23 protein-coding genes and 1 pseudogene are annotated in these 24,675 nt (G+C 55.3%); 7 read left to right on the top strand and 17 right to left on the bottom strand.

The features are described 5' to 3' along the window. Positions 1 to 149: 149 nt before the first annotated feature. Complete coding sequence (locus AC1Z3F_RS03530) at positions 150 to 3,203, bottom strand: AAA family ATPase (protein ID WP_483566567.1); 3,054 nt, start codon at positions 3,201 to 3,203, stop codon at positions 150 to 152. Continuing rightward, positions 3,200 to 4,366 carry an exonuclease SbcCD subunit D gene (locus AC1Z3F_RS03525; RefSeq protein ID WP_483566566.1) on the bottom strand — a complete coding sequence of 389 codons (1,167 nt, stop codon included), beginning with the start codon at positions 4,364 to 4,366 and terminating at the stop codon, positions 3,200 to 3,202. Before AC1Z3F_RS03525 ends, AC1Z3F_RS03530 begins: the two co-directional genes overlap by 4 nt. A gap of 51 nt (positions 4,367 to 4,417) precedes the next feature. On the opposite strand from AC1Z3F_RS03525, the gene AC1Z3F_RS03520 reads away from it, so the two are divergent. After that, positions 4,418 to 5,356 (top strand): hypothetical protein, encoded by a 939-nt coding sequence (locus AC1Z3F_RS03520; protein ID WP_483566565.1) that lies wholly within the window; start codon positions 4,418 to 4,420, stop codon positions 5,354 to 5,356. A gap of 89 nt (positions 5,357 to 5,445) precedes the next feature. On the opposite strand, the gene AC1Z3F_RS03515 is transcribed toward AC1Z3F_RS03520, so the two are convergent. The 5 genes from AC1Z3F_RS03515 to AC1Z3F_RS03495 all read right to left on the bottom strand — a co-directional run bounded on the left by AC1Z3F_RS03515 (position 5,446) and on the right by AC1Z3F_RS03495 (position 9,267). Next, complete coding sequence (locus AC1Z3F_RS03515) at positions 5,446 to 6,447, bottom strand: 3'-5' exonuclease (protein WP_131087900.1); 1,002 nt, start codon at positions 6,445 to 6,447, stop codon at positions 5,446 to 5,448. A gap of 196 nt (positions 6,448 to 6,643) precedes the next feature. After that, positions 6,644 to 7,141, bottom strand: a complete 498-nt coding sequence (locus AC1Z3F_RS03510) for an SRPBCC domain-containing protein (RefSeq protein WP_131087899.1) — start codon at positions 7,139 to 7,141, stop codon at positions 6,644 to 6,646. Positions 7,142 to 7,275: 134 nt separating this feature from the next. Next, on the bottom strand, positions 7,276 to 7,971 hold the full coding sequence (locus tag AC1Z3F_RS03505; protein WP_131087898.1) for a hypothetical protein: 696 nt from the start codon (positions 7,969 to 7,971) through the stop codon (positions 7,276 to 7,278). Then, positions 7,968 to 8,879, bottom strand: a complete 912-nt coding sequence (locus tag AC1Z3F_RS03500; RefSeq protein ID WP_131087897.1) for an ABC transporter ATP-binding protein — start codon at positions 8,877 to 8,879, stop codon at positions 7,968 to 7,970. The genes AC1Z3F_RS03505 and AC1Z3F_RS03500 overlap by 4 nt, the downstream gene beginning before the upstream one ends. A gap of 28 nt (positions 8,880 to 8,907) precedes the next feature. After that, positions 8,908 to 9,267 (bottom strand): GntR family transcriptional regulator, encoded by a 360-nt coding sequence (locus AC1Z3F_RS03495; RefSeq protein WP_131087896.1) that lies wholly within the window; start codon positions 9,265 to 9,267, stop codon positions 8,908 to 8,910. Between the two features lie 329 nt (positions 9,268 to 9,596). Between AC1Z3F_RS03495 and AC1Z3F_RS03490 the strand changes: the two genes are divergently transcribed. Genes AC1Z3F_RS03490 through AC1Z3F_RS03480 form a run of 3 tightly spaced genes read left to right on the top strand, consistent with a single transcriptional unit; the run spans position 9,597 to position 12,746 of the window. Further along, positions 9,597 to 10,214 carry a DUF4956 domain-containing protein gene (locus AC1Z3F_RS03490; RefSeq protein ID WP_262197994.1) on the top strand — a complete coding sequence of 206 codons (618 nt, stop codon included), beginning with the start codon at positions 9,597 to 9,599 and terminating at the stop codon, positions 10,212 to 10,214. After that, on the top strand, positions 10,211 to 10,984 hold the full coding sequence (locus tag AC1Z3F_RS03485) for a polyphosphate polymerase domain-containing protein (RefSeq protein ID WP_483566564.1): 774 nt from the start codon (positions 10,211 to 10,213) through the stop codon (positions 10,982 to 10,984). The genes AC1Z3F_RS03490 and AC1Z3F_RS03485 overlap by 4 nt, the downstream gene beginning before the upstream one ends. Before the next feature lie 7 nt (positions 10,985 to 10,991). Continuing rightward, positions 10,992 to 12,746, top strand: coding sequence for a CotH kinase family protein (locus tag AC1Z3F_RS03480; RefSeq protein ID WP_483566563.1), 1,755 nt, complete (start codon positions 10,992 to 10,994; stop codon positions 12,744 to 12,746). A gap of 76 nt (positions 12,747 to 12,822) precedes the next feature. On the opposite strand, the gene rdgB is transcribed toward AC1Z3F_RS03480, so the two are convergent. From rdgB to clpS, 6 genes and pseudogenes are all read right to left on the bottom strand, one after another. After that, positions 12,823 to 13,458, bottom strand: coding sequence for an RdgB/HAM1 family non-canonical purine NTP pyrophosphatase (gene rdgB, locus AC1Z3F_RS03475; RefSeq protein WP_131087892.1), 636 nt, complete (start codon positions 13,456 to 13,458; stop codon positions 12,823 to 12,825). Beyond that, positions 13,455 to 14,189 carry a ribonuclease PH gene (gene rph / locus AC1Z3F_RS03470; protein ID WP_131087891.1) on the bottom strand — a complete coding sequence of 245 codons (735 nt, stop codon included), beginning with the start codon at positions 14,187 to 14,189 and terminating at the stop codon, positions 13,455 to 13,457. Before rph ends, rdgB begins: the two co-directional genes overlap by 4 nt. 290 nt (positions 14,190 to 14,479) lie before the next feature. Further along, positions 14,480 to 15,274, bottom strand: a pseudogene (locus AC1Z3F_RS03465) (MBL fold metallo-hydrolase); the annotation flags it as partial. Then, a complete protein-coding gene (gene murI, locus AC1Z3F_RS03460) occupies positions 15,271 to 16,194 on the bottom strand; it encodes a glutamate racemase (RefSeq protein WP_262197998.1) in 924 nt (307 codons plus the stop codon). The gene murI and the pseudogene AC1Z3F_RS03465, both read right to left, overlap by 4 nt. Positions 16,195 to 16,197: 3 nt before the next feature. After that, the gene (locus AC1Z3F_RS03455; RefSeq protein WP_131087888.1) at positions 16,198 to 16,776 is read right to left on the bottom strand and encodes a DUF2017 domain-containing protein; all 579 of its coding nucleotides are present in this window, start codon (positions 16,774 to 16,776) and stop codon (positions 16,198 to 16,200) included. A gap of 2 nt (positions 16,777 to 16,778) precedes the next feature. Further along, positions 16,779 to 17,063 (bottom strand): ATP-dependent Clp protease adapter ClpS, encoded by a 285-nt coding sequence (gene clpS / locus AC1Z3F_RS03450; protein ID WP_262198000.1) that lies wholly within the window; start codon positions 17,061 to 17,063, stop codon positions 16,779 to 16,781. 141 nt (positions 17,064 to 17,204) lie between these two features. Here clpS and AC1Z3F_RS03445 point away from each other — a divergent pair, with 141 nt between their 5' ends. From AC1Z3F_RS03445 to AC1Z3F_RS03435, 3 genes are all read left to right on the top strand, one after another. After that, positions 17,205 to 18,503, top strand: a complete 1,299-nt coding sequence (locus tag AC1Z3F_RS03445; protein ID WP_131087886.1) for a nicotinate phosphoribosyltransferase — start codon at positions 17,205 to 17,207, stop codon at positions 18,501 to 18,503. Positions 18,504 to 18,543: 40 nt separating this feature from the next. Beyond that, a complete protein-coding gene (locus AC1Z3F_RS03440) occupies positions 18,544 to 19,137 on the top strand; it encodes an isochorismatase family protein (protein ID WP_262198001.1) in 594 nt (197 codons plus the stop codon). 84 nt (positions 19,138 to 19,221) lie between these two features. Continuing rightward, on the top strand, positions 19,222 to 19,806 hold the full coding sequence (locus AC1Z3F_RS03435; protein WP_131087884.1) for a dihydrofolate reductase family protein: 585 nt from the start codon (positions 19,222 to 19,224) through the stop codon (positions 19,804 to 19,806). 149 nt (positions 19,807 to 19,955) lie between these two features. On the opposite strand, the gene AC1Z3F_RS03430 is transcribed toward AC1Z3F_RS03435, so the two are convergent. The 4 genes from AC1Z3F_RS03430 to AC1Z3F_RS03415 form a co-directional block, all read right to left on the bottom strand. Continuing rightward, positions 19,956 to 21,722, bottom strand: coding sequence for a DEAD/DEAH box helicase (locus AC1Z3F_RS03430; RefSeq protein ID WP_262198002.1), 1,767 nt, complete (start codon positions 21,720 to 21,722; stop codon positions 19,956 to 19,958). Between the two features lie 54 nt (positions 21,723 to 21,776). Then, positions 21,777 to 22,028 (bottom strand): DUF3039 domain-containing protein, encoded by a 252-nt coding sequence (locus AC1Z3F_RS03425; RefSeq protein ID WP_131087882.1) that lies wholly within the window; start codon positions 22,026 to 22,028, stop codon positions 21,777 to 21,779. Between the two features lie 224 nt (positions 22,029 to 22,252). Continuing rightward, positions 22,253 to 23,818, bottom strand: a complete 1,566-nt coding sequence (locus tag AC1Z3F_RS03420; protein ID WP_483566562.1) for a transporter — start codon at positions 23,816 to 23,818, stop codon at positions 22,253 to 22,255. Beyond that, complete coding sequence (locus tag AC1Z3F_RS03415; RefSeq protein ID WP_262198004.1) at positions 23,794 to 24,558, bottom strand: ABC transporter ATP-binding protein; 765 nt, start codon at positions 24,556 to 24,558, stop codon at positions 23,794 to 23,796. The genes AC1Z3F_RS03420 and AC1Z3F_RS03415 overlap by 25 nt, the downstream gene beginning before the upstream one ends. Positions 24,559 to 24,675: the final 117 nt, after the last annotated feature.

The raw sequence follows: 24,675 nt of genomic DNA, 5'->3' as shown, positions 1-24,675 counted from the left end.
CACGGTTTCCTTTGGACAACGCATATTGAGTCAACAAAAACTCCATAACGAAGCGTACGTCGTCCCGCGCCCCCCGACGTACAAAATTTCCCAAGCATGCCTAATGGCACTACCTTCAAGATAGCTAGCCGGGCGGAACAAGTCCAGTTCTAGAGACTAAGGGTAAGCAACCCCTCACGTTGGATCGTTGAACCGTGCTGAGTTTTGAGCACCGAGACGCGATTAGTAATGCGCTGCTTCATCTCTGCCACATGCGAAACCAGACCGATGGTCCGCCCACCAGCTCGCAGATTTTCCAAGGCCTGCATGACTTCTTCCAACGTTTCGGCATCGAGGGAACCGAAACCTTCATCAACAAAGAGCGTTTGCATATCCACCGCTCCAGAATGGTGGGAAATCACGTCGGCCAGCCCGAGGGCCAGCGCCAGTGAAGCCATAAAGGTTTCACCGCCGGATAGGGTCTGGGTTTCGCGATATTTTCCGGTCCATGAATCTAGGACACGCAATCCAAGACCAGATTTTGAATTGCCTTGCTTGGAGTCGTCGTGGTGCAGTGAATACCTCCCACCACTCATGGCATCAAGACGTTCAGTTGCCGCGATGGCCACTTCTTCTAAACGGGCGGCCAGCACATAGGTACTCAAGGTCATCTTGTACAGATTCTCGCCTCCACCTCGAATGACCTCAGCTAGGGACCGCAACCGCCGATAGGACTCGATGACCGGTCCGGCATCCGCGCGCAACTTCTCAAGTTGACCGACCGACTCGTCGTGGCGTTCCAGTCTGGTTTGCGCTAGAACAACACGTTCGCGGGCCACTTCAAATTGCTCCTCCGCGGCGCGGGCCAATTGGGCGGCTTCTAGGATCTGCTCTTCATCAGGTGCTCGGAGACCGTCAGTTTCAAGTTCCAGTGCTTTGCGGCAATCTTCAGACTGTTCGAGAGTGGCAATGGCACTGGCTAGATCCGCGTCGGTTCGCTGGATCTGTCGCAGCTGTTCACGCTCTGGTGCATCAAGCAAGGCGGCCTCAAAGTCAGCCAGAGTGGCAAAACCTGCACCAGTTCGTTGTGTATTCCACGTGGCTTCGGCTTTATTTAAAGCCGCGACTGCGTCATGAAGCAGCTGTAAAGACTGCACGGCTCCAGACAGTCCATTGGATTGTTGCGAAAGTTCTGCGACCAAGGCTGCGAGATTATCTTTACCTTGGCGTAGTTCTGTCAGCTTGGCGTCCAACTGCTTCAGCTGCTCCGCCAGCGATTGGGCGTTTTGCACAGCGGTGGCGTGCTCCAGCGACACCTGCGAAACGCGGGCCGTTAGCTGTTCGACGCGTTGGCGTACCTGCTCCAGTTTTTTCACTCGTGCAGCCACTTCAGTCTGGCGCTTGCTAGCTTGCTCCAGCGTGTTTTGTGTTTCCCCAAGGTCAAGACGTAGCTGCTCCACGGTGTTTTCGCCCGCTGCCTGCTGAGCCGTCTCCAATTTTGCTAGGAGCATGTCTCGGCTTTGTGCGGTCTTTTGTCCTTGGGAACGAGCACTTGCCACGGCGGCTTCAAATTCCAAGATTTGTTCATCATCAATCAGCGCAGCATCGGCATCAGCCTGTGCCGGTGCCGGATGTTCTGCCGAACCGCAGACCAGGCAAGGTTGCCCATCTTCCAACGCCGCGGCCAGTCGCAATGCGCTTTGGTTTAGTTGCTCTGTGCGCAGAGCTAACAAGCTTTTTTCGGTGTCAACAATCTTCAGTTCTTGTGCACTGGCCTTTTCGCGGGCTGAAAGAACCTTTTTCTTTAAATCATCACGGACCGTCGCATGCCCAATTTGGGTTACGAGCAGCTGCTGACGCTCTTTGACTTGTTGTAAATTTTCACCCGCGGCCACTTGGTCCAGGTCTTCGGCCTCCAGCTTTTCTCGTTCAGTTTTCAGCTGAGCTACTTCAGCCTGAGCTTTGTCCCGGGTCTGCTTATGCTCTGTTGCCAGCTGTTCTGCTTTGCCGACTTGAGCCGCCAGCAACGTGCGCTTCTGTTCTTCTTCGACAGCAGATTTGGCCACGGCGTGTTCTTCGGCTGCCACCAGCGCGCGCTCTCGAAGATCTTCGAGGGCTTGAATATCAGATCCGCAATCTAGTTCAAGCGCAGTGTTTAGCCACAACTGATGTTTTTCCCACGACAAGGTGCTCTCGTGCTTGGTCGTCTGTGCAGTTTTGACCTGCGCCAGGTAGGCCTGCACCGAGACTGCCTTGACGTCATGTTCCAATTTGCTGGCTGCGATCGTTGCGCCTTCATGCTGTTGGGCATAACGAGTCTGTGTTGCGCGCAGTTCGCCCAGTCGCGCAAATACTCTTTGTTGCTCTTCTAACTTCTTAGCGTCCTGAGCAGTTCGCGTCTTTTGTACCCGCAGCTTTTGCGCTTCTTCATCCGCCTGCGCTCGCAAGACATCGATGCGGCGGTGAAAATCAGCAAAGCGGTCATCGACACTTAGTAGCGCCGCATCATCTTGCTCTTCGGAGTTCGTCGGAACTTCCCTACCAGCTAAGAACGCGGCGGCTTCAGCGGCAATGGATTCTTCGCTGGCGCTTAGACGTGCCTCAATGGTCTCCGTGTTTTTGCGTTCTTCGGCCAGCCTGGCGGCAAACTCTTCTTCAATCCGCGCGTAATCGCTCGTGTCGAATAGGTTGGCCAATAGGTCTTCGCGGTCCTTGGCCTTGGCACGTAAGAAATCTGCAAAACCACCTTGCGGGAGCATGACCACTTTGGCGAATTGCTCACGGTCCAGTCCCATGAGACTGCCCAAGACATGGCCAACTTCATCGTTACGCGTCGACAGTTCCTTCCACCCGCTACCGGTGAACTCGCGCAGCAGGCTAGATGCCTTCTGTTCAGTTGTCTTGTTCTTGCCACGCTTTGACGGGCGCATCCATGCCGGTGATCGAGTGACTTCAAATCGGCGATCACCAATGGTCAGTTCACAAACAATTTCCGGCGCCAAGTCTGACGCTGCGTGGTCTGAACGGATTTGTCGGCTTCCAGTTCGGCTACCGGGCAGCGAACCGTAGAGCGCATAACAAATTGCGTCCAAGATACTTGATTTACCAGCTCCGGTGGGGCCATCAAGGAGGAAGAGTCCCCCGTCAGCTAGTTCATCAAAGTTAATCTCTTCACTGCCTGCGAAGGGACCAAACGCCTGAATTTGAAGTTGATGGATTCTCACTGGCTAACCTGCGATTCTCGGGTGGCACGGATGACCGAAGTGATGACTTCACGTTCTGGTTCATCTACAGAACGTTCACGCACATGCTCCATGAAGTCGCTGACTACTTCTTCGGTACTGCCCGCCTTGGCCATTCGTTCTGCATAGCTTGACGGCTTTTCTTTGTCATCTGCACCCTCCGGCGCAAAGTTCAGCACCACGGTACACGGGAAGCGTTCGCGGATTACTGTCATGGCATCCGCTGGCCGTTGCGAATCAGTGAGCGTGACCTGACACCAGGCGGTGGTGGCGAATTCAAGAGCAGGATCACTGAGCAGATCTGCCAGTTTGCCTTTGAGCACCGCTAACTTTTTCGGCACGGTCAGCAAGATTTCTTGGATTGATTCAATGCCTTGAGCATTGGTGTCGATAAGCCACACACCTTTGGTTTGATTCACTTCAGAGAATGAATAAGCCAAGGGTGAGCCCGAGTAGCGGACATGCTCACGGACTTTCTGTCGCCCGTGGAGGTGCCCGAGCGCGGCATAGTTGAAATGCTCAAATAGCTCGACCGGTACCACATCAAGGTTGCCGGTGCTGAGTTCGCGTTCTGAGTCGCTTCCGATTCCTCCCGCGGCAAATAGATGAGCCATGGCGATTGATACAACCGGTTTGTCGATGCCAGTCCTCGTCTTCAGATGCTCATCGATGGTTCCAATGGCCGCGCGAACCACTGCTTCATGGCTGGCCTTGGTGACACCCAAACGCTCCATGACCATTCGTGGTTCCAAATATGGGATCCCATAAATCAGAACCTGGTGGTCTTCAGCTTCACGAACTACCGGAATGAGCATGCGGTCAAGATCCGCAATGATGTGCACCCCAGCGCTGTCCAAAAGGTCAGCACCAAATCCTAGACGAGACGCTGAGTCGTGGTTTCCGCTGGTAATCACGATGGTGGCACCTGTGGCGCGTAGTTCTCGCAAAACCCAGTTGCACAGCTGGACGGCATCCACATGCGGAAGAGCACGATCATAAATGTCACCTGAGATCAGCACCACCTCAACCTGCTGATTGATGGTGATGTTAATAATCTCTTGCAACACGGTTCGTTGCGCTTCGAGCAAGGAGGCACCGTGAAAGGTCCGTCCCAAATGCCAGTCTGAAGTGTGAAGCAATCGCATGTTTCCAACCATATGCAATAACAGGGACAACTTGGACATTAGAATAGAGGTGTGAATGAAACCGGTGAATCTGCAGTCCTGCCAGAGAACTACTCAGACAAGGTGTTTGCGATCTTGCTCGGCCTAGCCGACGGCGCAACCCACGCCCGTGACGACATCGATCCCGGAGCCACCGAAATCCTTCCGCTCTACATGGCCGATGGCCTGCTAGAAGCGTTGGAGTGGGCTCGTGACGGTGTTGCTAGCGATGAAGCCGCCTGTATGTGGCTGGCTGCACTTCGCGGCTACAAAAAACTTACCGGGTCCTTCCCGGCCGGCGCTCCGGAACCCCTGAGCCGCTGGATTGATAAGGAATTCCCTAAGGTCGAGATCTTCGAGAAGATCGCCGACGGAGACCCGAAGAACATTGCTGGGCTAAACAGCGTAGACATGGGCCATCCAGGCCGCCCAACAGCGCCGGGTGCTGACTCCACGGGTGTGTTGCCTCGTGCAGCCATTACCGCGTTGTTGGCTCGCGTTCCTGTGGGCACCACCGAGTCCTTGGCTCGTTCCGCAGCCTTCCTAACCCACGACGTTCAAGCAGCAAAAACCGCTGTGGCCGCGGCAAAGATTCTTCGCACCGCGATCGAGCGCAGCGAAGAGTCCGCTGGCGAGTGGGAGTCACTGCTCGAAGGCCTTGAAGGACCGTCGGCTGATGCCCTGCGTGAAGTGGTCACCAAGATCCGCGAGAACATTAGCCTGTCCCCCTCAGCAGCCTACGACGCTTACTTTGGTGAGAATTCTGTTGAAGAATCCGAGGAATCTGATGTCTCGGCAGCTCCGGAGTCGATCGTTGCCGATCCAGAAGATCGGGATCCAGAGGTTGACGCTTACGCCGTAGCCTTGCTGGCTGCGATCTATGGAACCGAAGCTGTCGGAGATCGTCCGGCCAGCGCGTTGGATGACATCATTTCTGAATTACACGATCGTTGGATGGATCTAGTCGCTTAGCCATTGCACTGAACCATGACGAACTGAAGGCCGGCTCATTGAGCCGGCCTTCAGTTCGTTAATGCTGAAATTATTTGACGGGTTGCGAACTAGACGGTCAGTCCGAAGCCGCCAACCATTTGCATAAATTCGCCTTCGGAAATGATCGAAACTTTCTGACCATTTTCGCGCAGGCGCAGTACGTGTTTTGCCTTGTTGGTCAATCTGCCGTTGGCAAGATCCTCAGGAACAAAACCGTCACCAACCACCAGTGCCGTGGTGGCACGGGTTACCCGCGAAGCAGTTTGCGCACCGTTCTCCGCAGCCAATTCTTTGGCTTGTGAACGGGGCAATGCCAAGTTGCCGGTGAACACCATGATCTGCCCGAACAATGGATGACTTGGGTCAGCGTCGTGGTTTGGCGTCGGGTTAGGACCTTCTTGCGGCCAATTATTAAACGCATCTTGGGGAGGCAAGGGATGACCCGATGCCAGCCAGCCTTGAGCGTCGCGGGTTGCCCGCGAGTATTCGTCGCCTGGCAGCCAGGCCGAGGTCAGTCCGAGGCGAACACCGTAGTGGTCAGCGGTCTCTAGCAGTGACTCAAAGCCTGCGCGTTCGGCGATATCGATCATTGCCCAGGCACACGCTACGGAGTCGGCGAGCGCCTCGTGGTGATTCTCGATGGGGTGCCCTGCTTCTTCAGCGACGAAGGGCAGTGAGTAACTCGGTAGGTCGTAGGCCTTACGCGAAAGTTTCACCGTGCAGAGGTGAGCGATTTCCGGTACGCGGATCCCACTGGCTTCAGACGCGGCACGGATTACACCTGAATCAAAGGAGGAATTGTGGGCGACCAGTACGTCAGGCCCGATGAAGTCCAGTAGCGCTGGCAGTAGCTCGGTAACGCGCGGAGCATCAACCACCATGTCTGGGGTGATGTGATGAATCGATACGTTGCGCGGGTCAAAGTGGTCAAAGCCCACAGGCGGCTTCATGAGCCACTGTTTGGTTTCAACGATCTGCCCGGAACGGACTTTGACCAGACCCACCGAACAGGCGGAGCCGATAAAACCGTTTGCTGTCTCAAAATCTACTGCTGTGAAGTCCAATGCCACGCCCAATAGCTTACTCTCCTTAGCTCAAGACTCGGCATTCAAGACCTCGGCTAGGTTCGAAGGGAATCTGCCAGGTTGCATCGACCCGGCCGGCGTTTTCCTTGCATGTCAGTGCTGACGTGCGCGTATTACCCATGGCCCGAAAACTGGGAGGTTCTACCAAGGCAGGGCATCTCACATTGGAGTGGTGCGTGGTTTATGAGTTGAACAGCGTCTTATAGTATTCGCTCAGTCCCGGATAGTAGTTAGGTTCAAACACCACAAGGACAGCGTCTTTTCCACTCACGGCAGCGACCAGTCGGTCCAGATAAAATTCCCATCCAGGTCCCACCGAGGAGGCCATCTGCGGATCAAGTCCGGGCATCCGGAAGACCAATTCGCTCCCCTCGTCCCGAGATTCGATGTGCAGTTCCAGCAGCCAGATTTCGTTGCCCTCGCCCGTGCGAACTTCCAAATGCAAGGCGCGCTGGTCGCAATCAACAATCTCCACCGACTCTGTGGGTGAGCCTTCTTCGGCACTGAGCGTGACCTGTACCCGCCGGTTCGCGGGCTCCCCCTGCCAGGTTCCAAACCACTGATCTAGATAGTCCGAGTCAACGAGGTACCGCCATAATTCAGTGGTGCTGATCCCGAAAGAGCGCCGTAATTCCAAGACATCCAAATGATCTCGCGTCCCCGTTCCTTGGATACTCATGGCGGTTCTCCTACGCGATAGCGGCGGCATTGTCGAAGTCTTCAAAGAGTAACAAGAGTCTCTTAGACCAGGCAGAGCAATGCCCCGCCAGTGGCGAGGGCATTGCAATTGATGTACCCGTTCTATTCCAGCGATCAGGCGGTGGCTTTGCGCAAGGTGAGATATGAACCAGCAGCCATCAGTACAGCTGCGAGCGCACCCCACAGGCTGACAGACCCGGCAGTCCAAGTCAACGCCCAGCTCCAGAACTGATCCCAGAAGCTCGTGAAAGTGAACAAAGCGATAATGCCCAGGATCAGCAATCCCAACAGAGTAAAGAAGACCACCATGCCGGCATGGCGCCAGCGCATGTAGATGGTTGCGATAAAGAACCCAACCATGAACAGCAGGACCATTAGCACGAAGTAGAACATGATCTGGATGAACCCGTTATTGTCGGCAATCCATTGCAGTGCGAAGAATCGTCCGTCAAGTCCCCACCCGCCGGTAGCGGTTTCCACCAAACCCATGAGGTAGTAGAAGACCGAGAGTACTAGGGCACAGACCGAGAACAGCATTAGGGTACCCAAGTAGAAGGTACGTCGCGAGATGCTCATCGCCATGGAGAATGGGAATGTCATCGTCAGCGCTTGAATACCAAGCGCCAGGAAGTACCACATGGGTGCCTGAGCTCCGCCGCCATACAGCACGCCGTCCCCTCCGCTTCGGCGAACCAACCACCAAATAGCCACAGTAAAGAGGAACGCACTGATCAGGATCATCAGCGGAATACCGATAAAGGTGGCTTTATTGATCAGCTGCATGCGCGCAACTTTCATGATGCGGTTCATGCTCGTGCCTCCGTTCTTTCATCAGTTCCTTCGTTGGTGCTCAACGCACTGCGAACCACCAGCTGCTGCAGTGAGACTGGGCTCAAATCCAACCCCATGAGCTTTGCTTGTTCGCGTTGGTCCGCGCTGAGCTTGGCCTTGATGGTCACGCTGGCCAGCGCGCCCAGTGAATCACGGTGCAGTACGTCGGCCGCCCCAATGAATTCTTGGACCCTCTTCGCATCGCCGGTTACGGTAACAGCGGCCCCACGCAGCTCTTCAGCGTCACTGTCCACTACGATCCGGCCCTTGTCGATCACGATGACGTGTTCAAGCAGGTTCGCCACCTCATCGATCAAGTGGCTGGAAAGCACGATGGTCCGCGGATACTCGGCAAAATCTTCAACCAGGCGGTCGTAGAAGATCTGCCGTGCCACGGCATCCAAGCCCAGATACGGTTCATCAAAGAAGGTGATCTCGGCGCGAGAAGCCATGCCGATGATGACGCCGACAGCGGAGAGCTGACCGCGGGATAGCTTCTTGATCCGGCGCTTGGTAGGCAAGGCGAAGGCCTCAACGAGATCTTGAGCAAGTTGCTCGTCCCAGTTCTCGAAGAACATCGCCGCGGCTTTGAAAGCTTGATGGACTTTGAAATCGTCGGGGTACTTTTGCGATTCGCGAATGAAGCAGATGCGCGAAAGGATCAGGTCATGCTCGAATGGTTCGTGCCCGAAGATGTGCGCCGTGCCCTGATCAGGGTAGTTCTGTCCGGTTAGGATGGACATCAGTGTGGTCTTGCCTGCGCCGTTGCGGCCGAGCAGCCCGTAGATCCGGTTAGGTTCCAAATCCAGAGTCACATTGTCCAGGGCGCGTACGTCTTTATACGTCTTGCTCAGCTCGCGGGTGGCGATCGCTGTTGATCGAGTCATGCCGTTCCTCCCTACCTCGTGATGGTTTTTAGCCTGCTGAACCGGTCTTGATCATGGATACCAGTTCTTCGATGCCGATGCCGAGCTTGGATGCTTCGGCGGTCAGTGGTGCGATGAATTGCTGTTGGAATTTCTCGCGGCGCTTTTCGCGTAACCGCTGTGGCGCGCCCTGCGTGACAAACATGCCGATCCCCCGCTTCTTGTAGAGCAGCCCGTCTTCCACCAATCGATTAATGCCTTTGGCAGCCGTCGCTGGGTTGATCCGGTAGAAAGCCGCGAACTCATTGGTTGATGGAACTTGCGCTTCTTCAGCTAGAACACCAGAGATGATGTCGTTCTCGATCAGCTCAGCGATCTGCATGAAAATCGGTTTCGAATCATCGATCATGCTGGCCCCTCTCCGTGCTCAAACCCACCAGGTTAGTTAGTGGGTTAGTTACTCATGCAACTAACCATAGAACCCATTCTGGTAGAGCGCAAGCCGTGACCCATTTTTCCTTTCTGGGCATTCTCATAATCAATGCATACGAAAGCCAAAATTTCGTTGAAATTCCTCAGCATTCCGCGCTTTTAACTGCTGTAAAACAATCCATTTTTCTTGTCCGAGAGTTCCCTTTGACCTGTGCCTTAGGTTCTACAAGTGGTCGTCCTACGAATCACACAGTAATGAATTCAATGATTATTGCAGCCCCCCTTCCGAAAACATCAAGGAAATTCATGAACGTCTTGCTCTTTGCCGCTGCCGATATCGCTGCCATTCTGATCCTCACCTTTGGCCTCTACCTTCGTCGCCACCGACGCCGAGATTTGGCGGTGTCCTACATCGGAATCAACATCGGTGTTTTCGCCGTCGCCACTGCACTGGCCGGAAGCACCGTAAGCGCCGGATTGGGCATGGGTTTGTTCGGAGTTCTCTCTATCATCCGCCTACGCTCAACCGAGCTGGAACAGCACGAGATCGCCTACTACTTCTCAGCTCTGGCCATCGGTCTGATCACCGGCATGGGCCCAACCCCCATCTGGCTGCCACTGGCCTTGGTCGCGCTCATCCTTATCGCCATGCTCATTGCCGATCACTCCAAGGTTCTTCCTACCTACCGACACCAAGAAGTCATTCTGGACCGTGCTATCGCTAACGACGCTGAGATGTTTGCCCACCTGAGCCTGCTCTTCGGTGGAGCAACCATTCACCAGGCCGTTGTTCAGCAGCTGGACTTGGTCAATGACAAAACCATCGTCAAGGTCCGTTATTCACAGGCCAACGATGCGCTACCAACCTCAGCTTCGACCCGTTCGGTCGAAAATCATGAAGTTATTTCGGAGCAAGCACGATGAATTTCACCGACAGTCTAGAAACCATCAGCCTTGAACAGCTCAACGAGGCCGCCGCTTTACAAACCCGCACCGACCGCAAATACATATTGACCGAGCAGCAGGCAGAACAGGTACTTCCCCTCCTAGCCCAGCAAGCACTGGTCCTGTCCATTGATGGACGCCGGTCATCGGACTACACCTCGGTCTACTTTGATACCCCTGACCTAGCCAGCTTCCATCTAGCCGCCCACCCGCGTCGACGTCGCTTCAAGGTACGCACTCGTAGCTACATGGATACCCAGCAGTGCTATCTGGAAGTGAAAACCGAAGGTGCCCGTGCACAAACGGTCAAAGAACGCATCGAGCATCCGTTTATCGCTCGGGACGCGCTGAGCGAGAATTCGCTGAACTACATTCAAGAGACTTTGGACCACGAGCTAGGAAGCTGTCCCATCCTTCCCAGTGCACTGACACCAGTGATCGATTCTTCCTATACCCGTACCACCTTGTATCTGCCACAAACCAATAGTCGGGTGACGGTGGACGAGAACTTGGTATGGCGGGATCCAAAGTCAGGCTTCCAGCTTGAATGCAACGAGATCATCGTGGAAACCAAATCAGCTATGAATGCTGGGCCTGCCGACAAGTTGTTGTGGAGCCGCCAAATCCGGCCTTCGCGGATCTCAAAGTTTGCCACCGGTATGAGCCTGCTGCATAAGCATCTTCCAGCCAACCGCTGGCACAACACCACCACACATAAAATTTCCACCGCAGTATTCCTGCATCCTTAGGAGCATCATGATTGACTCACCCAAACATCGGGCGCAGTCCCCAGGTCGTTTCTCCGTGAAATCACCACGCGTCTTAACTGCCGTTGCCTCATTGTCCATTGGCGCCCTAGCCTTGGCCGGTTGCAGCAATGCTGCCCAAGCGCAAAGCGTAGTCAACACGGATATCAGTACCGAAACATCAGCCTTCTTTAATGCCGATTCGGTGCACGAGATCAGTGTGACCGCGGAGCCTGATGACATTACCAAAGCACTCAAGGCTTACGCAGCTGATGGAACGAAGGATTGGATCTCGGCCGACGTGACCATTGATGGTCAGACCTTCAAGAATGTCGGCATGAAGCTCAAGGGCAACTCCACGTTGCGTGGAGCTGACGAATCATCGGATGCTGCCACCCTTCCGTGGGTTGTGCGGTTGGACAAATTTGAAGAGAACCAAAGCTACTCAGGGCGAACAGAATTTGTTGTTCGCACCAACTCCAGTGAATCCTCACTCAATGAGGCCGTAGCCCTTGATTTGCTCGGCGAGGCAGGACTTGCCACCGAGCACGCCGCGGCCACACGATTCAGTCTCAATGGTTCCGACGCTGAACTGCGTTTGGTGATCGACAACCCGTCCGATGAGCTCTACAGCGATGAAACCTTTGAGGGTGATGGCATCACGTACAAGGCTGATGCTGACGGTGACTACTCCTACCGAGGGGATTCAGCAAGCGACTACGAATCAGCCTTCGAAGTTGAGGCAGGTGAAGATGATCTAACTCCCATCGCCACGTTCCTGGACTTTGTGAATAACTCTTCAGATGAAGACTTCGCCAGCAAGCTCTCCGAGTATCTCGACACCGACCAATTTGCCACCTACTTGGCCATGCAGGATCTGGTCTCCAACACAGATGACATTGACGGCCCAGGCAATAACTCGTTCTTGCGCTACGACACGGCAACCAAGAAGATGACCGTCGTGGCGTGGGACCAGAACCTATCCTTCGGTTCGATGCCAGGTGGCATGGGCGGAGCAATGGGTGGAAACGGCGGCGGTCCAGGAAAGATGGACGCCGATTCATTGTTGACCAGCATGCTGCCTGATGGACTCAAGCTAGCGGATGCCAAGAAGCAGATTGCTGCTGGCACGGTTCCTGACGGTATGGAACTGCCTGAACAGATGAAGCTTGAGGACGGCACCAAGCTCATTGATGTTCTCAAGGATCTGGTTGATGGCGACATGCCGGACGGTCTCACCTTTGGTGGAGGCGGTGGTGGCCAGCGTCCAGAGATGAACGGTGACGGTGGTGCACCGGGTGGGAACATGACTCCCCCAGATCAGAATTCAACGGATGATTCCAAAACCACTGACTCCAAGGCCACTGACTCCACGTCTACGGACACTGGCGATAACAAAGCAGCTGGCGGTCAGGGCGGCGGCAAGATGGGCGGAAAATCTAACCCGCTGGTAACCCGCTTCTTGGCTGATGAAGATTTCAAGGCGCAGTATGAGTCAGCAAAAACTGAGCTTTCCGACAAGCTCTACGCCTCGGGAACCGCTGAAGAAATTCTTAAAAAGTGGACCGACCTGCTGACCAGCGAGGCCAGTGATCTGGTTGATTCAACGACGGTGACCAGCGAAGCAGATTCGATCCGCACGCACTTCACCTCTGATTCGGCTGATAGTTCTTCATCTACGACCCAGCAGCCATCAACCGCTCCAAGATCTGAGGAGGATGACGCCGCACCAAGCGCATCAACTTCAGCAGCTACTGATTCCTAAGCATCACTTTTCCCAAAAGTCAGGCCAGCATCCCGGTACAGGGATGCTGGCCTGACTGCTTAGAATCGCTAAGAACTTAGTCTTGCTTCAAGGCTTTGTCAACGGCCTCGACAATCACGGGGAGCAAGACTGCAAAAGCACGTGCTCGGTGCGAGATCGCGTTCTTTTCTTCCGGCGTGTGCTGTGCCATCGACTTGCCAGCACCCACAGGTTCAAAGATCGGGTCATAACCGAAGCCATGTTCACCAGCACGTTCGGTGCGTAGCGAACCTTCAACCTTACCCAGCTCAACGTGCTCGTCACCGGCCGGGGTGGCCAGCGCCGCGGCACAGACAAACTGTGCCCCACGGTGCTCTGCGGCTATATCGCCAAGCTGCGCAAGCAACAGGTCAATATTCGCTTCATCATTGCCGTGGACACCGGACCAACGCGCCGAGAAGATTCCCGGAGCTCCGCCGAGCACATCTACGCTCAAACCCGAATCATCGGCGAGCGCAATGAGTCCGGTAGACGCAGAGATTTCGCGGGCCTTCTTTAGCGCATTGCCTTGGAAGGTTACTTGGTCTTCTACTGGATCTTTTGCGCCGGCAGTTGCGGCGTCAATGACCTGAGTATCAACATCCAGTCCGGGCACTTGTCCGCGCAGCAGTTCGCGTAGTTCACGCAGTTTGCCTTGGTTATGCGAAGCAAGGACTAGAACTGGCTTGCTCATTTGGTGTTCTTCAGAGTTTCGCGCTGGATCTGAGCCAGCTCGTTGGTTCCGCTCAAAGCTAGATCCAACAGCTCATCAAGTTCGGAACGCTTGAACGGTGCACCCTCGGCAGTACCCTGAACCTCAACAAAATCACCGCTTCCGGTAACTACGACGTTCATGTCGGTTTCTGCACGCACGTCTTCTTCGTAAGGCAGGTCCAACATTGGGGTGCCGTCGATGATGCCTACTGAGATGGCAGCGACCGAGTCGGTGAGCACCTGGGCGTTAGCCTTCACGATGCCCTGGGAACGAGCCCACGACAGTGCTTCCGCCAGTGCCACGTAGGCGCCGGTGATTGCCGCGGTGCGGGTTCCACCGTCGGCCTGCAGTACGTCGCAGTCAAGCACGATGGTGTTTTCGCCCAGCGCCTTGGTGTCCACTACTGCGCGCAAGGAGCGGCCTATGAGTCGGGAGATCTCGTGGGTACGTCCCGACAGCTTTCCCTTGACCGATTCGCGGGAGTTACGGGTGTTGGTGGCGCGTGGCAGCATTGCGTACTCGGCGGTGACCCAGCCGGTGCCCTGGCCCTTGAGCCAGCGTGGCACACCTTCGGTGAAGGATGCGGTACACAGTACTCGGGTGTTTCCGAATTCAATCAGAGCCGAACCTTCGGCCTGAGCGGACCAGCCGCGGGTGATGGTGATATCTCGAAGTTGCGCGGCTCCTCGGCCGTCAGCACGTAAAGTCATAGTTCCATCCTAACCACGCTTGAGTGCAGCTGTTGCGCCGATGTGCCAAGAGTTGCGGTGAAATGCACCTCGCTTGTGGAAAACGAACAGCACCGCAGAATTGGACTGTCCAATTCTGCGGTGCTGTTTGTACTCTGGGTTCGTTACTTTTTGCGCTTGAGTAACGGGAACTTTCGAGTTTTTTCATAAGAAATTGTTGGCAAGGTACCGGTACGCGTCTTGAGGTAGTCGGTGCCGCGCTCCCCCTTGAACTGCACTGGTTCCTGATCTTGCTTCAGGCTTCCTGAGTACACTCCGTAAGTCACGCCAGATACAGCCACGGCAATGCCGCCTTCGTAGGTGCCCTTGGCTTCTTCAACCACCTTGTTGATGTCAGTCCATACCGGGATATGCGTCAGTAGCATGCGTTCAGCGCCTGCAGCCGTCGCCATTTCGCCGGCACGCTTGCCGGTCAGGTGCACACCGTCAATGGCGTCGTCGCGGCCCTCTTCAAAGGCTGCTTCGCACAAGAACATGTCGGCATCTTTAGCAGCTTCAACTAGGCCGTCGCAGGTATCGGTGTCACCCGAGTAGGTCAGCACGCTGGTGAGCATTTCGCCATCAGGACCAGGCTCGGTGGCTTCCACGCGCAGGGCGTAAGCCTCTTCGATTGGGTGGCGCACCGGAATAGGCGTGATCTTGAATGGGCCGATATTCACCGGCTTGCGCGGGGTCCAGACCTGGAAGTCATAGTCCTTGGCCATGGTGTCGCCGTCAGGCAACGAGTACGCCGTCTCAATACGATCGGCGGTATCTTTTGGACCGTGGACCAACATGCGGTCTCGGCCCCACCCATTAGGATCCCAACGGATGGCCACATGCATGCCACAGAGGTCCATGCAGTGATCTGGGTGTAGATGGGAAACCATGATCCCATCGATATCTTTGATATCTGTGTAGCGCTGTAGCACGCCTAAAGCCCCGGAGCCCAAATCCAATAGGATCTTCCAGTCGCGGGTGCCATCAAAGGCAGACACCAGGTAGCAGGACGCAGGCGAGCCCGGTCCCGGGAACGACCCGGTACATCCAATGATGGTCAGCTTCATTCGTTTCTCGCTTTCGACGCGGCAATCAACTGCGGAGTAATCCGCGCGATGGCACCGGTCGGATAGTGGGCGGCTACATGGTCCACGTGACGCACCTGCAAAACCTCAGGTCCGAGGAAACGGCGAGCCAGTACACCAAAGCTATCAGCGTTGCCTGTGGCAAGGAACTCATGACTCGCCGGGCTGCCGTCTTCACGAACCAAGGAGTGACGGGTCAATGCGCGGAATGCGTCCTTGGCTGTTTCCTCGGCACTGGAAACCAAAGTGACGCTGTCCCCCATGACGTAGGAGATCACACCGGTCAGCAGCGGATAGTGGGTGCAACCCAAAATCAGCGTATCGACCCCGGCTTGCTGCAACGGTGCCAGATATTCTTGGGCGATCTCCAATAGCTCTGGTCCAGCAGTAATCCCGGATTCCACAAACTCAACAAATCGTGGGCAAGCAACCGAAGTCACTTGCAAGTCAGGAGCTGCAGCAAAAGCATCTTCATAGGCACGGGAGCCGACGGTCGCCTGGGTTCCAATGATGCCGATTTTGCCTGTCTTGGTGCCGGCCACGGCACGTCGAACGGCCGGCTGGATGACCTCAACGACGGGAATGCCATAACGCGCGGTGTAACGTTCACGCGCATCGCGCAAAACGGCTGACGAAGCGGAGTTACAGGCGATCACCAAAAGCTTCACCCCTGCGTCAACCAGCTCGTCCATAACGCCCAGCGCATTGGCTCGCACCTGCGCGATAGGCAAAGGACCATAGGGTGAATTAGCCGTATCCCCAACGTAGATCAATGACTCACCAGGCAGCTGGTCGATAATTGCTCGGGCAACAGTCAGTCCACCCACACCGGAGTCAAAAATCCCAATCGGAGTATCAGAATCGGGAGCCGAAACCTGACCGGTGGCAAAATAAGAATTCATCGATTAAAGCTCCGCATCCATCAGTGCGTTGATCAAAGTTTCTTGGATCCACGAGACCAAGTTGTAAACCAAGGCCAAGTATTCGTCCGGGCTCTGCACCTCGGCGGCATCAAGAACCTCGGAAACTCTGGCTGCATCATCTTCGTTGCGGATCTCTAGACGCTCAGAGAGAACTAAACGAACGTCGTTAAGTGCTTGGGCGAAGCGCTGAGCGTTGTCTTTTTTCAAAACAATCTTGTCAGTTTCCATCAGGAATTGAGCTTCACGTAATTGACCGATCTTGGTTGTAATCAGATCTGCTTCGGTCAGTCGACGGTGCTCCGCGGCAACCACCGGATCCTCGCTAGCATCCGGCAGCAGACGGGCCAGCGCAGGATCTGCAACTGCAGGAAGATCCATGGACTCCGGCCGCATGCCGGTCAGCGCGTAGAGCGGATCAATGTCTTCGGGTAGCTGATGCACTTCGGCGCGATCTTCAAGCATCAAGATGACGTCATTAAACAGCTCTCGCAGTAGCTTGCGTTCAGGTGCATGGATGGTGCCGGTAATACCGTGCGCACCATATTTGAAGGCCTTGGCCACGTTTAGGCTCCCTGGGTCATGGTCGCGTTCAAGCCGAAACCGTGCATCGCTTGCACATCCGATTCAATGGCTTCGCGGCTACCGCTGCGCACCATGCAGAAACCATCGTGGTGCACCTGCAGCATGAGCTGTTCGGCTTTTTCCTTAGAGAAACCGAAGTATGAACGGAACACGTACGACACGTAGCTCATCAGATTCACCGGGTCATTCCACACAATCAAGCGCCATGGCTTTTCATTGGTGGCGGCGGTTTCGATTTCGGGAAGTACATCGGGCATTGCGGTCATAAATTCCATTTTACGCTTGGATCGTCAACGCCACGCAGGACACGGTAAATATCATCTTCAGCGTGAGCCGTTATACAGTAAAACCGGTCGCTGGTATCACCAGCGCCACCGTTGACCCTTTTCGATCCTCAGGAGCGTCCCATGCGCACCAGCCTCTTCACCGACCACTATGAGCTGACTATGCTTCAAGCCGCGCTCGAGTCCGGTGCGGCCCACCGCCCATCCGTGTTTGAAGCATTTGCGCGGCGCCTTCCCGAGGGACGACGCTATGGCGTAGTTGGTGGCACCGGTCGTCTGCTCGAAGGCCTAAAAGATTTCCACTTTGATGATGAGCAATTGCGCTTCCTGAGCGATAACAAGGTAGTGAACGCGCAGACCATCAAATACTTGGAAAACTACCGTTTCTCCGGCAACATCTCTGGCTATGCCGAAGGTGAACTGTACTTCCCGAATTCACCACTGTTGACGGTGGAATCCACCTTTGCTGAAGCCTGCGTGATTGAAACCTATCTGCTTTCGATCATGAATCACGATTCGGCCATCGCTTCGGCGGCTTCCCGCATGATTGCTTCGGCCGGCGACCGTCCATGTATTGAAATGGGCTCGCGTCGAACCCATGAAGAATCCGCTGTGGCCGCAGCTCGCGCAGCGATGATTGCTGGTTTCACCTCCACCTCAAATTTGGAAGCCGGTGCACGCTACGGGCTAAAGACCGTTGGCACCTCGGCTCACTCCTTCACATTGCTTCATGATTCGGAGCGGGCCGCCTTTGAAGCGCAGGTCGCTTCCTTGGGCAAGGACACCATCTTGTTGGTTGACACCTACGACGTAGAAAATGGTGTGCGCACCGCCGTTGAGGTTGCTGGTCCGGAACTTGGCGGGGTACGCCTTGACTCTGGTGACCTGGTGCAGCAGGCAGGCTGGGTTCGCAAGCTGCTTGATGATCTGGGTAACTGGAATACCAAGATCACCGTCACCTCGGACCTAGACGAATACGCCATCGCAGCCTTGGCTAGCGCACCGGTTGATTCCTACGGGGTGGGTACCGCACTGGTCACCGGTTCGGGACATCCGACTGCGTCTATGGTGTACAAGTTGGTGGCGCGTCAAGACGACGCCGGCGAATGGATTCCAGTGGCCAAGGCCGCCTTGAATAAGGCCAGCGTTGGCGGACGTAAACATGCAGTGCGCCAGCTCAACGACCGTCAGCGCGCAGTTGCCGAGGTTATCTCCACAACTTCGCACACCACTGGTGGACCGGAGCGAGAATTGGTAGTACCACTGGTTGTAAACGGTGAAATTGATCAGTCCTACACCGGCGCTTCGGGCGTCAAGCTGGCTACTGAACGCCACCGCACTTCAATTCAGGAGTTGCCTGGTGTGGCACGCAAGTTGCAGCGTGGAGAACCGGTCATCCCGACCATCATGATCCAAGCCTAAATAACTGCAAAGTACCCACCGCGCCGCCAAGGAGCCTGCAATGAACCGAGCACTATTGATCATTGATCTACAGCCCGATTTTTGTGAGGGTGGCGCCTTGGCGGTTGCTGGTGGGAACGCGGTAGCTGCGGCTATCGCCAAGGATGTTGCCTTGCGCGTTGCGAGTTACTCCGCGATTATCACCACTCAGGATTGGCACATTGAGCCCGGGGATCATTTCTCGGATCAGCCGGACTTTGTGGACTCTTGGCCCGATCACTGTGTTGCCGGAACCAATGGGGCTGCGTTGCATCCGCTGATTGCGCAGCTGAACGTGGATGCGCACTTTGCCAAGGGCCGCTTCACCGCAGCGTACTCAGGCTTTGAAGCAAGACTGCTAGATACGCAGGCCGATATCGCGGATGAAAGCGGCGTACTACTTGCCCCGTGGCTACGCTCGCGACAGATCGACACCGTAGACATCGTTGGTTTAGCCGCAGATCACTGTGTTCGAGCCACGGCCTTGGACGCCGTGGCAGGAGGCTTTACAGCCACTGTCATCTCGACCCTGACCGCTGCCGTGAACGGTGAAAACTTACCTACCGTCCACGAAGAATTGCGCTCAGCAGGCGTCAGCGTTGTGAGTGCGAGCTAGCCTAAGAGTCCATGAGCCATTGACCAGCGTCGGTTCAATTGACATGCTAGGTGCACACTTTTCATGTTGATGAACGGACTGCGTATGAGAAAGCTCGTGTACTACGTTGCCACCACTCTAGATGGCTTCATCGCTTCCCCAGACGGCGGGGACCCCAGCGGCTCAGAGTTTTTCCCAATCACCGATGACCTCATCAAATTCATCGTAACGAACTACCCGGAAACCTTGCCAGCGCCTGCTCGTGAAGCCATGGGGCTGTCTGCGCCGGGCGAGCATTTTGACACTGTTTTAGAGGGTCGATCATCGTATGAGTTGGGCGTGGCCGCCGGCTTGAGTGATGCCTACCCGCACCTTCGCCACCTAGTATTTTCAACTACGTTGACTAGCGTTGGTCCTGGTGTTGAGCTCGTCAGCGAACGTGGCCTTGAACGGGTACGCGAGTTGAAGTCCGAGGACGGTAAAGACCTATGGCTTGCCGGTGGCGGAACACTTGCCCATAGCCTGCTACCGGAAATCGACAGGCTGGTTCTGAAAGTGAACCGCTCAATTATCGGCTCGGGAATCCCATTGTTCAACGGCCCATTCGCGTTCCACGACTACCAACCAACCAGCGAGGTACTTCTCGACTCCGGAGTCCGGGTTCTGGTTTATGACCGCGTCTCGTCCTGACGTGCACCAGCTGCGATGAATCCTGCGTATGATGCAGAGAATACTTGCGCCGCACCAGAGACGACCGCCCGGATGCGATCTCTACAATGCACCCGGGCGGCCGGAAAAATGACGTCAGTGTCTGCGCAGAGCGTTATCTGCGCTAAGCGCTACTTGCGTCCAACAAACCAATCTTGCAACTTATCAATTCTGGCTTGCAACTGGTCAGCGTTGGCCTGAGGCACTGCTGGCCCTCCACACACGCTACGCAGCTTATTGTGAATCTGACCGTGTGGTGCTCCGGTGCGAGCAGCCCAAGCGGACACATTCTTAGAAAGCTTGGTACGCAGATCCATCATCCGTCGGTGATCCGAGACAGGTTCAGGCTTGGTAGCGCCCTTACTGATCTGCTTGTTCTGTTGCTTGCGTAGAAGCTCAGATACCTGCTCGGTGTCTAACAGACCGGGAATGCCTAGGAACCCAAGTTCCTCGTCGCTACCAATATCTGCACCGGTACCAAATTCGCCGCCGTCAAAGAGCACACGGTCGAAGGAAGCTTGAGAATTCAGTGCCTCAAACTTACTGCGCACCAGATCATCGCTGGCCTTGTCTTCCTTGTTGGCAGCTTCAAGAAGCGAGTCATCAAGACCGTCTTCTTCCTTTGAACCTTCACGGTCCAAGGCGTGGTCACGTTCAACTTCCATCTCGTTGGCCAGGGCCATCAAGATTGGCACCGAAGGAAGGAAAACGCTGGCTACCTCGCCGCGCTTACGACTACGCACAAAGCGTCCAACAGCCTGCGCAAAGAACAACGGAGTTGAAGTACTCGTGGCGTAAACGCCAACACACAAACGCGGAACGTCCACGCCTTCAGACACCATGCGCACAGCGACCATCCAGCGTGCCTCAGATGCCGAGAAATCATCAATCTTCTGCGACGCTTTAGGGTCATCCGAAAGAATCGTGGTGACCTTTTCGCCACAAATCGCTTCGAGCTGTGCGGCGTAACCGCGCGCGTCTTCATGGTCGGTGGCAATGATCAGTCCGCCAGCATCTTTTACGGTGCGACGAACTTCGGACAGGCGTCGATCCGCTGCTTGAAGCACCGAAGGAATCCAGTCACCGTGCGGGTCCAACGCGGTACGCCAAGCATGGGCCGTGATGTCCTTAGTAAACCCTTCACCAAGGTTTGCTTCCATTTCCTCACCGGCGGCGGTACGCCAGCGCATATTGCCCGAGTACGCCATGAAGAGCACAGGACGAACCACATGGTCAGCCAAGGCGTTGCCGTAGCCATAGGTGTAGTCAGCCTTGGAACGGCGGATGCCATCACCTTCGTCAACGTACTGAACGAAGGGAATCGGTGCCGCGTCGGAACGGAACGGTGTACCGGTCAGGGCAAGACGGCGTGTGGCCGGTTCAAATGCTTCGCGGATACCGTCACCCCAGGACAGTGCGTCACCTGCGTGGTGGACCTCATCCATGATGACCAGGGTACGGGCACCCTCAGTTTTTGCACGGTGTACTGCTGGCTTCAGCGAAACCTGCGCATAGGTGACAACAACACCCATATAGTGCGAACCGTGGCGTCCATCTGAGTTCTTGTAATTGGGGTCCAAGGCGATACCCACGCGCGCTGCTGCGTCCGCCCACTGTTTTTTCAAGTGATCGGTAGGCGCAACAACGATCATGCGGTTGATCTTGCCAGAGTCAATCAAAACTTTTGCAAGGCGCAGTGCAAACGTGGTTTTACCCGCACCAGGGGTAGCCACTGCCATAAAGTCTTTGGGCTCAGTATCAAAGTACTGAGCCAGTGCTTCCGCCTGCCAAGCTCGAAGCTTAGGCCCGGTGCCCCAGGCCGTACGCTCCGGATACGCTAAAGGGAGTTTGTCTTCCAGTGGAAGCTTGTCACCAAAATCAAAAAGTGTCTCGGTCATATACCTTTTCCCGGCCGCGTGCTGTGTGTGAACTAGTGCTGTATTTCTTAGGCACTAACCCATCAAGGATTCGTAAACTTCCTTGCACTCAGGGCATACCGGGAACTTCTTTGGGTCACGGCCTGGGGTCCAGACCTTGCCGCACAGAGCAATCACTGGATCACCGGACATCGCCGATTCCATGATCTTTTCCTTCTGGACGTAGTGGGCAAAACGCTCATGATCGCCGGCCTCGACACTCTGGGTTGTCTCGGTACGTTCGATTGTTGCTGTGCCGCCACGGGTTTCTTCAGACTGTTCCACCATGCCTTCAAGTCTAATACGTATTGGTCTGTACGTGGGTCGTTAGCTCATGGGAGCTTGTCCACATTCCACGTCCAAAACACGCTTCACGGCGCTCTCACCTGCCTCGTTTCGACCGCGCGGACGGCGCAGAATTCACCGGGTTTTAACATCAAAAAACGACACGGGAACATCGATCAAAAATTGCGTCTGATCGGTGTGCCCGTGTCGTACTGGTACCAAGTCTGCTATTTGTTCAGCATCACAGCTTGCATTAGTTCAGGTGCCCGCTTCTCATACCATTTTCCGCCAACGATAATCCCAACGACCAACAGCGTCATTCCGAGGATTAGTCCGACCGCTAGGGTCACCAGACCCAGCGCCGCAGACTTTTGGATCCAACCGATCACATAAGGAATCAACACCGGGATCAGCAAGACCGCCATGGAACCAACGGTTCCCAGCTGCGTTAATGCCACGCGTACTCCGTTGCCCGGAGGTGTTTTCATGGGGTTATCCCCCGGCAATGGAACAGCATAGGTGTACCGGGCCGAAGCCAGCGAAGCCACTCCCAACGCAATGAGCAACGCGGCCAAGGAAAGCCCCAGGTCCCCGGCAATTCGCCAGCTCTGGCCGGAAATGGCGCCAGGCAGAATTGCGGCCAGCAGCACCGGAATAATCGAAAGGGTGAAGCAGGCCGCGGCACGCCCCGCCCTATCTGCCTTGCCATGAACGCCAGTAAGAATGTGCAACGCAAAAGCAGTGTTGTCATAAGAGATATCTGCAGAAATTGAGAAGCCCAGCAAGATACCAATGATCGGTCCGATCAAGAACATCATGGTGTAATCGCCGGACTGATTGCCGCTGAACCAGAAAATCAACGGAAGAACCGGCACCAGCAGCACACCAATTGCATATCGCGGATCTTTGAACCAGTAGGTTAATGCTCGTGCAGCTACGGCACCAGTCGGCGTGGCAGGAACGAACTTGAAAAAGCCGAGGCCACTTTGTTTAGCAGCGCGTTGTTCGGGCGGCGGGGTCACCGTGGCTTCTGCTGTGGCCTTGTTGACCAAGAAGTAGAGTCCACCGAGGTAAACGATGGCCAGTACCAAACAGATGGCAAACTTCGCATAGTTCCCCGAGGCCAGCGCTCCTGGCAAGGCAGCTGCGGCACCCAATGGGGTGTAGGACAGAACATTGGTCAGTGGAGCAAGCCAATCCATCATGCTCTGGGCGGCTGAAGCTACTGAAGAAATGATTGGGCCAAAGCAGATGAGTACAAGGAACAACAAGGCAAAGGTAAGCTCGCGGAATCGGCGCTTAGCACGCAGTGCGGTGGACATGATGGTCAGGTACTGGCAAACCAGTATAGCCATCACCGCGGTAGCTAAAGCTGCCAGTACAGCCACCGGCAAGATGGCAACCTCTAGGCGCCAGATCAGTGAAGCGCCGATCAGTCCGATAATGGTGAGTATTGCTGGCACAGAGATGAAGCCAGAAAGTACCAGTGCCGGGCCTAAGGTTTTTTGAGGAATACCAAAGTGCACAAAGCGCGAAGGTTCCAGAGTCAGATCTACACCGGTCAGTAGCGGCGGAATAATCGCCCAGCCGAGCACGGCAAGCGATCCAGTGATGATACTGATTTCGGAAGCAATAGTGGTTTCACCGGCCGAGACCACTGCGAAGATGGTGAGCATCGTGATCATCCCAAGGGCGTACACGCCACCGATGATCACACCGATCAGTTGACCGATTGAGCGTTTAAAACCGTTGCCCAGCAATCTCAGTTTTAGTTTGAGGATGTGCGCAACCATGACAACCCTTCGTTATTTCCGCGTCCGCCAACCAGATCCACAAAGCGATCTTCCAAGCTCATGCCGCCACGGACATCGTCTACCGAACCCTGCGCCTTGAGCACACCGCCAGCGATAACTGCCACGTGTGTACACATACGCTGCACTAGATCCATCACGTGCGAGGAAACGATTACGGTACCGCCATAGGCAACGTAGTCGTTAAGAATGTCTCGGATGTTCGCTGCCGAGACTGGGTCAACAGCTTCAAAAGGTTCGTCGAGAACTAGAAGTTTTGGAGAATGGATCATCGCTGTGGCCAAGGAAATCTTCTTGGTCATACCGGCGGAATAGTCCACGACCAGTTTGTCGCCGTCGTTACTCAGGTCCATCACGCGCAGCAAATCTTCGGTGCGCTGGGCAACTTCTGCACGGTTCATTCCGCGCAAGAGACCCGAGTAGCTGACCAGTTGCCGGCCGGTCAGACGGTCAAATTGCCTCACCCCGTCGGCCAGCACACCTAGGGTCGCTTTGGCTTCTTGCGGTTGGGCCCAGATGTCCAGACCATTGACCAGCGCCTGGCCGGAGTCCGGACGAAGCAGGCCGGTGGCCATCGACAACATTGTCGTTTTGCCTGCACCGTTGGGGCCGACGAGACCATAAAAAGATCCGGTGGGAACTTGCAAGCTGACGTTGTTCACTGCGACTTTGGGGCCAAATTGCTTGGCGAGGCCGCGGATATCCAGTGCGATCTGACTCATAAAATTAGCCTAGCAATTGCCCTAGTCAGAACACATCATCCTTTGGAGTTATCCTCGCAGACAGCAAAGCGCCGCGGTTCAAAGATTTCTCTTTGAACCGCGGCGCTTTATTGCTGT

This window comes from Glutamicibacter sp. MOO4 (genome assembly GCF_056934395.1).
Note: the sequence above shows the minus strand (reverse complement) of the source record. Positions and strands in the feature narration are given on the sequence as shown.

Bases quoted from the DNA above. Each gene is read 5' to 3' on its own strand.
- rph (WP_131087891.1), bottom strand. From the start codon at position 14,189: ATGACTTTACGTGCTGACGGCCGAGGAGCCGCGCAACTTCGAGATATC.
- AC1Z3F_RS03430 (WP_262198002.1), bottom strand. From the start codon at position 21,722: ATGACCGAGACACTTTTTGATTTTGGTGACAAGCTTCCACTGGAAGAC.
- AC1Z3F_RS03495 (WP_131087896.1), bottom strand. From the start codon at position 9,267: ATGATCGATGATTCGAAACCGATTTTCATGCAGATCGCTGAGCTGATC.
- AC1Z3F_RS03425 (WP_131087882.1), bottom strand. From the start codon at position 22,028: ATGGTGGAACAGTCTGAAGAAACCCGTGGCGGCACAGCAACAATCGAA.
- rdgB (WP_131087892.1), bottom strand. From the start codon at position 13,458: ATGAGCAAGCCAGTTCTAGTCCTTGCTTCGCATAACCAAGGCAAACTG.
- AC1Z3F_RS03480 (WP_483566563.1), top strand. From the start codon at position 10,992: ATGATTGACTCACCCAAACATCGGGCGCAGTCCCCAGGTCGTTTCTCC.
- AC1Z3F_RS03490 (WP_262197994.1), top strand. From the start codon at position 9,597: ATGAACGTCTTGCTCTTTGCCGCTGCCGATATCGCTGCCATTCTGATC.
- AC1Z3F_RS03500 (WP_131087897.1), bottom strand. From the start codon at position 8,879: ATGACTCGATCAACAGCGATCGCCACCCGCGAGCTGAGCAAGACGTAT.
- AC1Z3F_RS03505 (WP_131087898.1), bottom strand. From the start codon at position 7,971: ATGAACCGCATCATGAAAGTTGCGCGCATGCAGCTGATCAATAAAGCC.
- AC1Z3F_RS03415 (WP_262198004.1), bottom strand. From the start codon at position 24,558: ATGAGTCAGATCGCACTGGATATCCGCGGCCTCGCCAAGCAATTTGGC.
- AC1Z3F_RS03420 (WP_483566562.1), bottom strand. From the start codon at position 23,818: ATGGTTGCGCACATCCTCAAACTAAAACTGAGATTGCTGGGCAACGGT.
- AC1Z3F_RS03510 (WP_131087899.1), bottom strand. From the start codon at position 7,141: ATGAGTATCCAAGGAACGGGGACGCGAGATCATTTGGATGTCTTGGAA.
- murI (WP_262197998.1), bottom strand. From the start codon at position 16,194: ATGAATTCTTATTTTGCCACCGGTCAGGTTTCGGCTCCCGATTCTGAT.
- clpS (WP_262198000.1), bottom strand. From the start codon at position 17,063: ATGACCGCAATGCCCGATGTACTTCCCGAAATCGAAACCGCCGCCACC.
- AC1Z3F_RS03440 (WP_262198001.1), top strand. From the start codon at position 18,544: ATGAACCGAGCACTATTGATCATTGATCTACAGCCCGATTTTTGTGAG.
- AC1Z3F_RS03435 (WP_131087884.1), top strand. From the start codon at position 19,222: ATGAGAAAGCTCGTGTACTACGTTGCCACCACTCTAGATGGCTTCATC.
- AC1Z3F_RS03525 (WP_483566566.1), bottom strand. From the start codon at position 4,366: ATGCGATTGCTTCACACTTCAGACTGGCATTTGGGACGGACCTTTCAC.
- AC1Z3F_RS03485 (WP_483566564.1), top strand. From the start codon at position 10,211: ATGAATTTCACCGACAGTCTAGAAACCATCAGCCTTGAACAGCTCAAC.
- AC1Z3F_RS03445 (WP_131087886.1), top strand. From the start codon at position 17,205: ATGCGCACCAGCCTCTTCACCGACCACTATGAGCTGACTATGCTTCAA.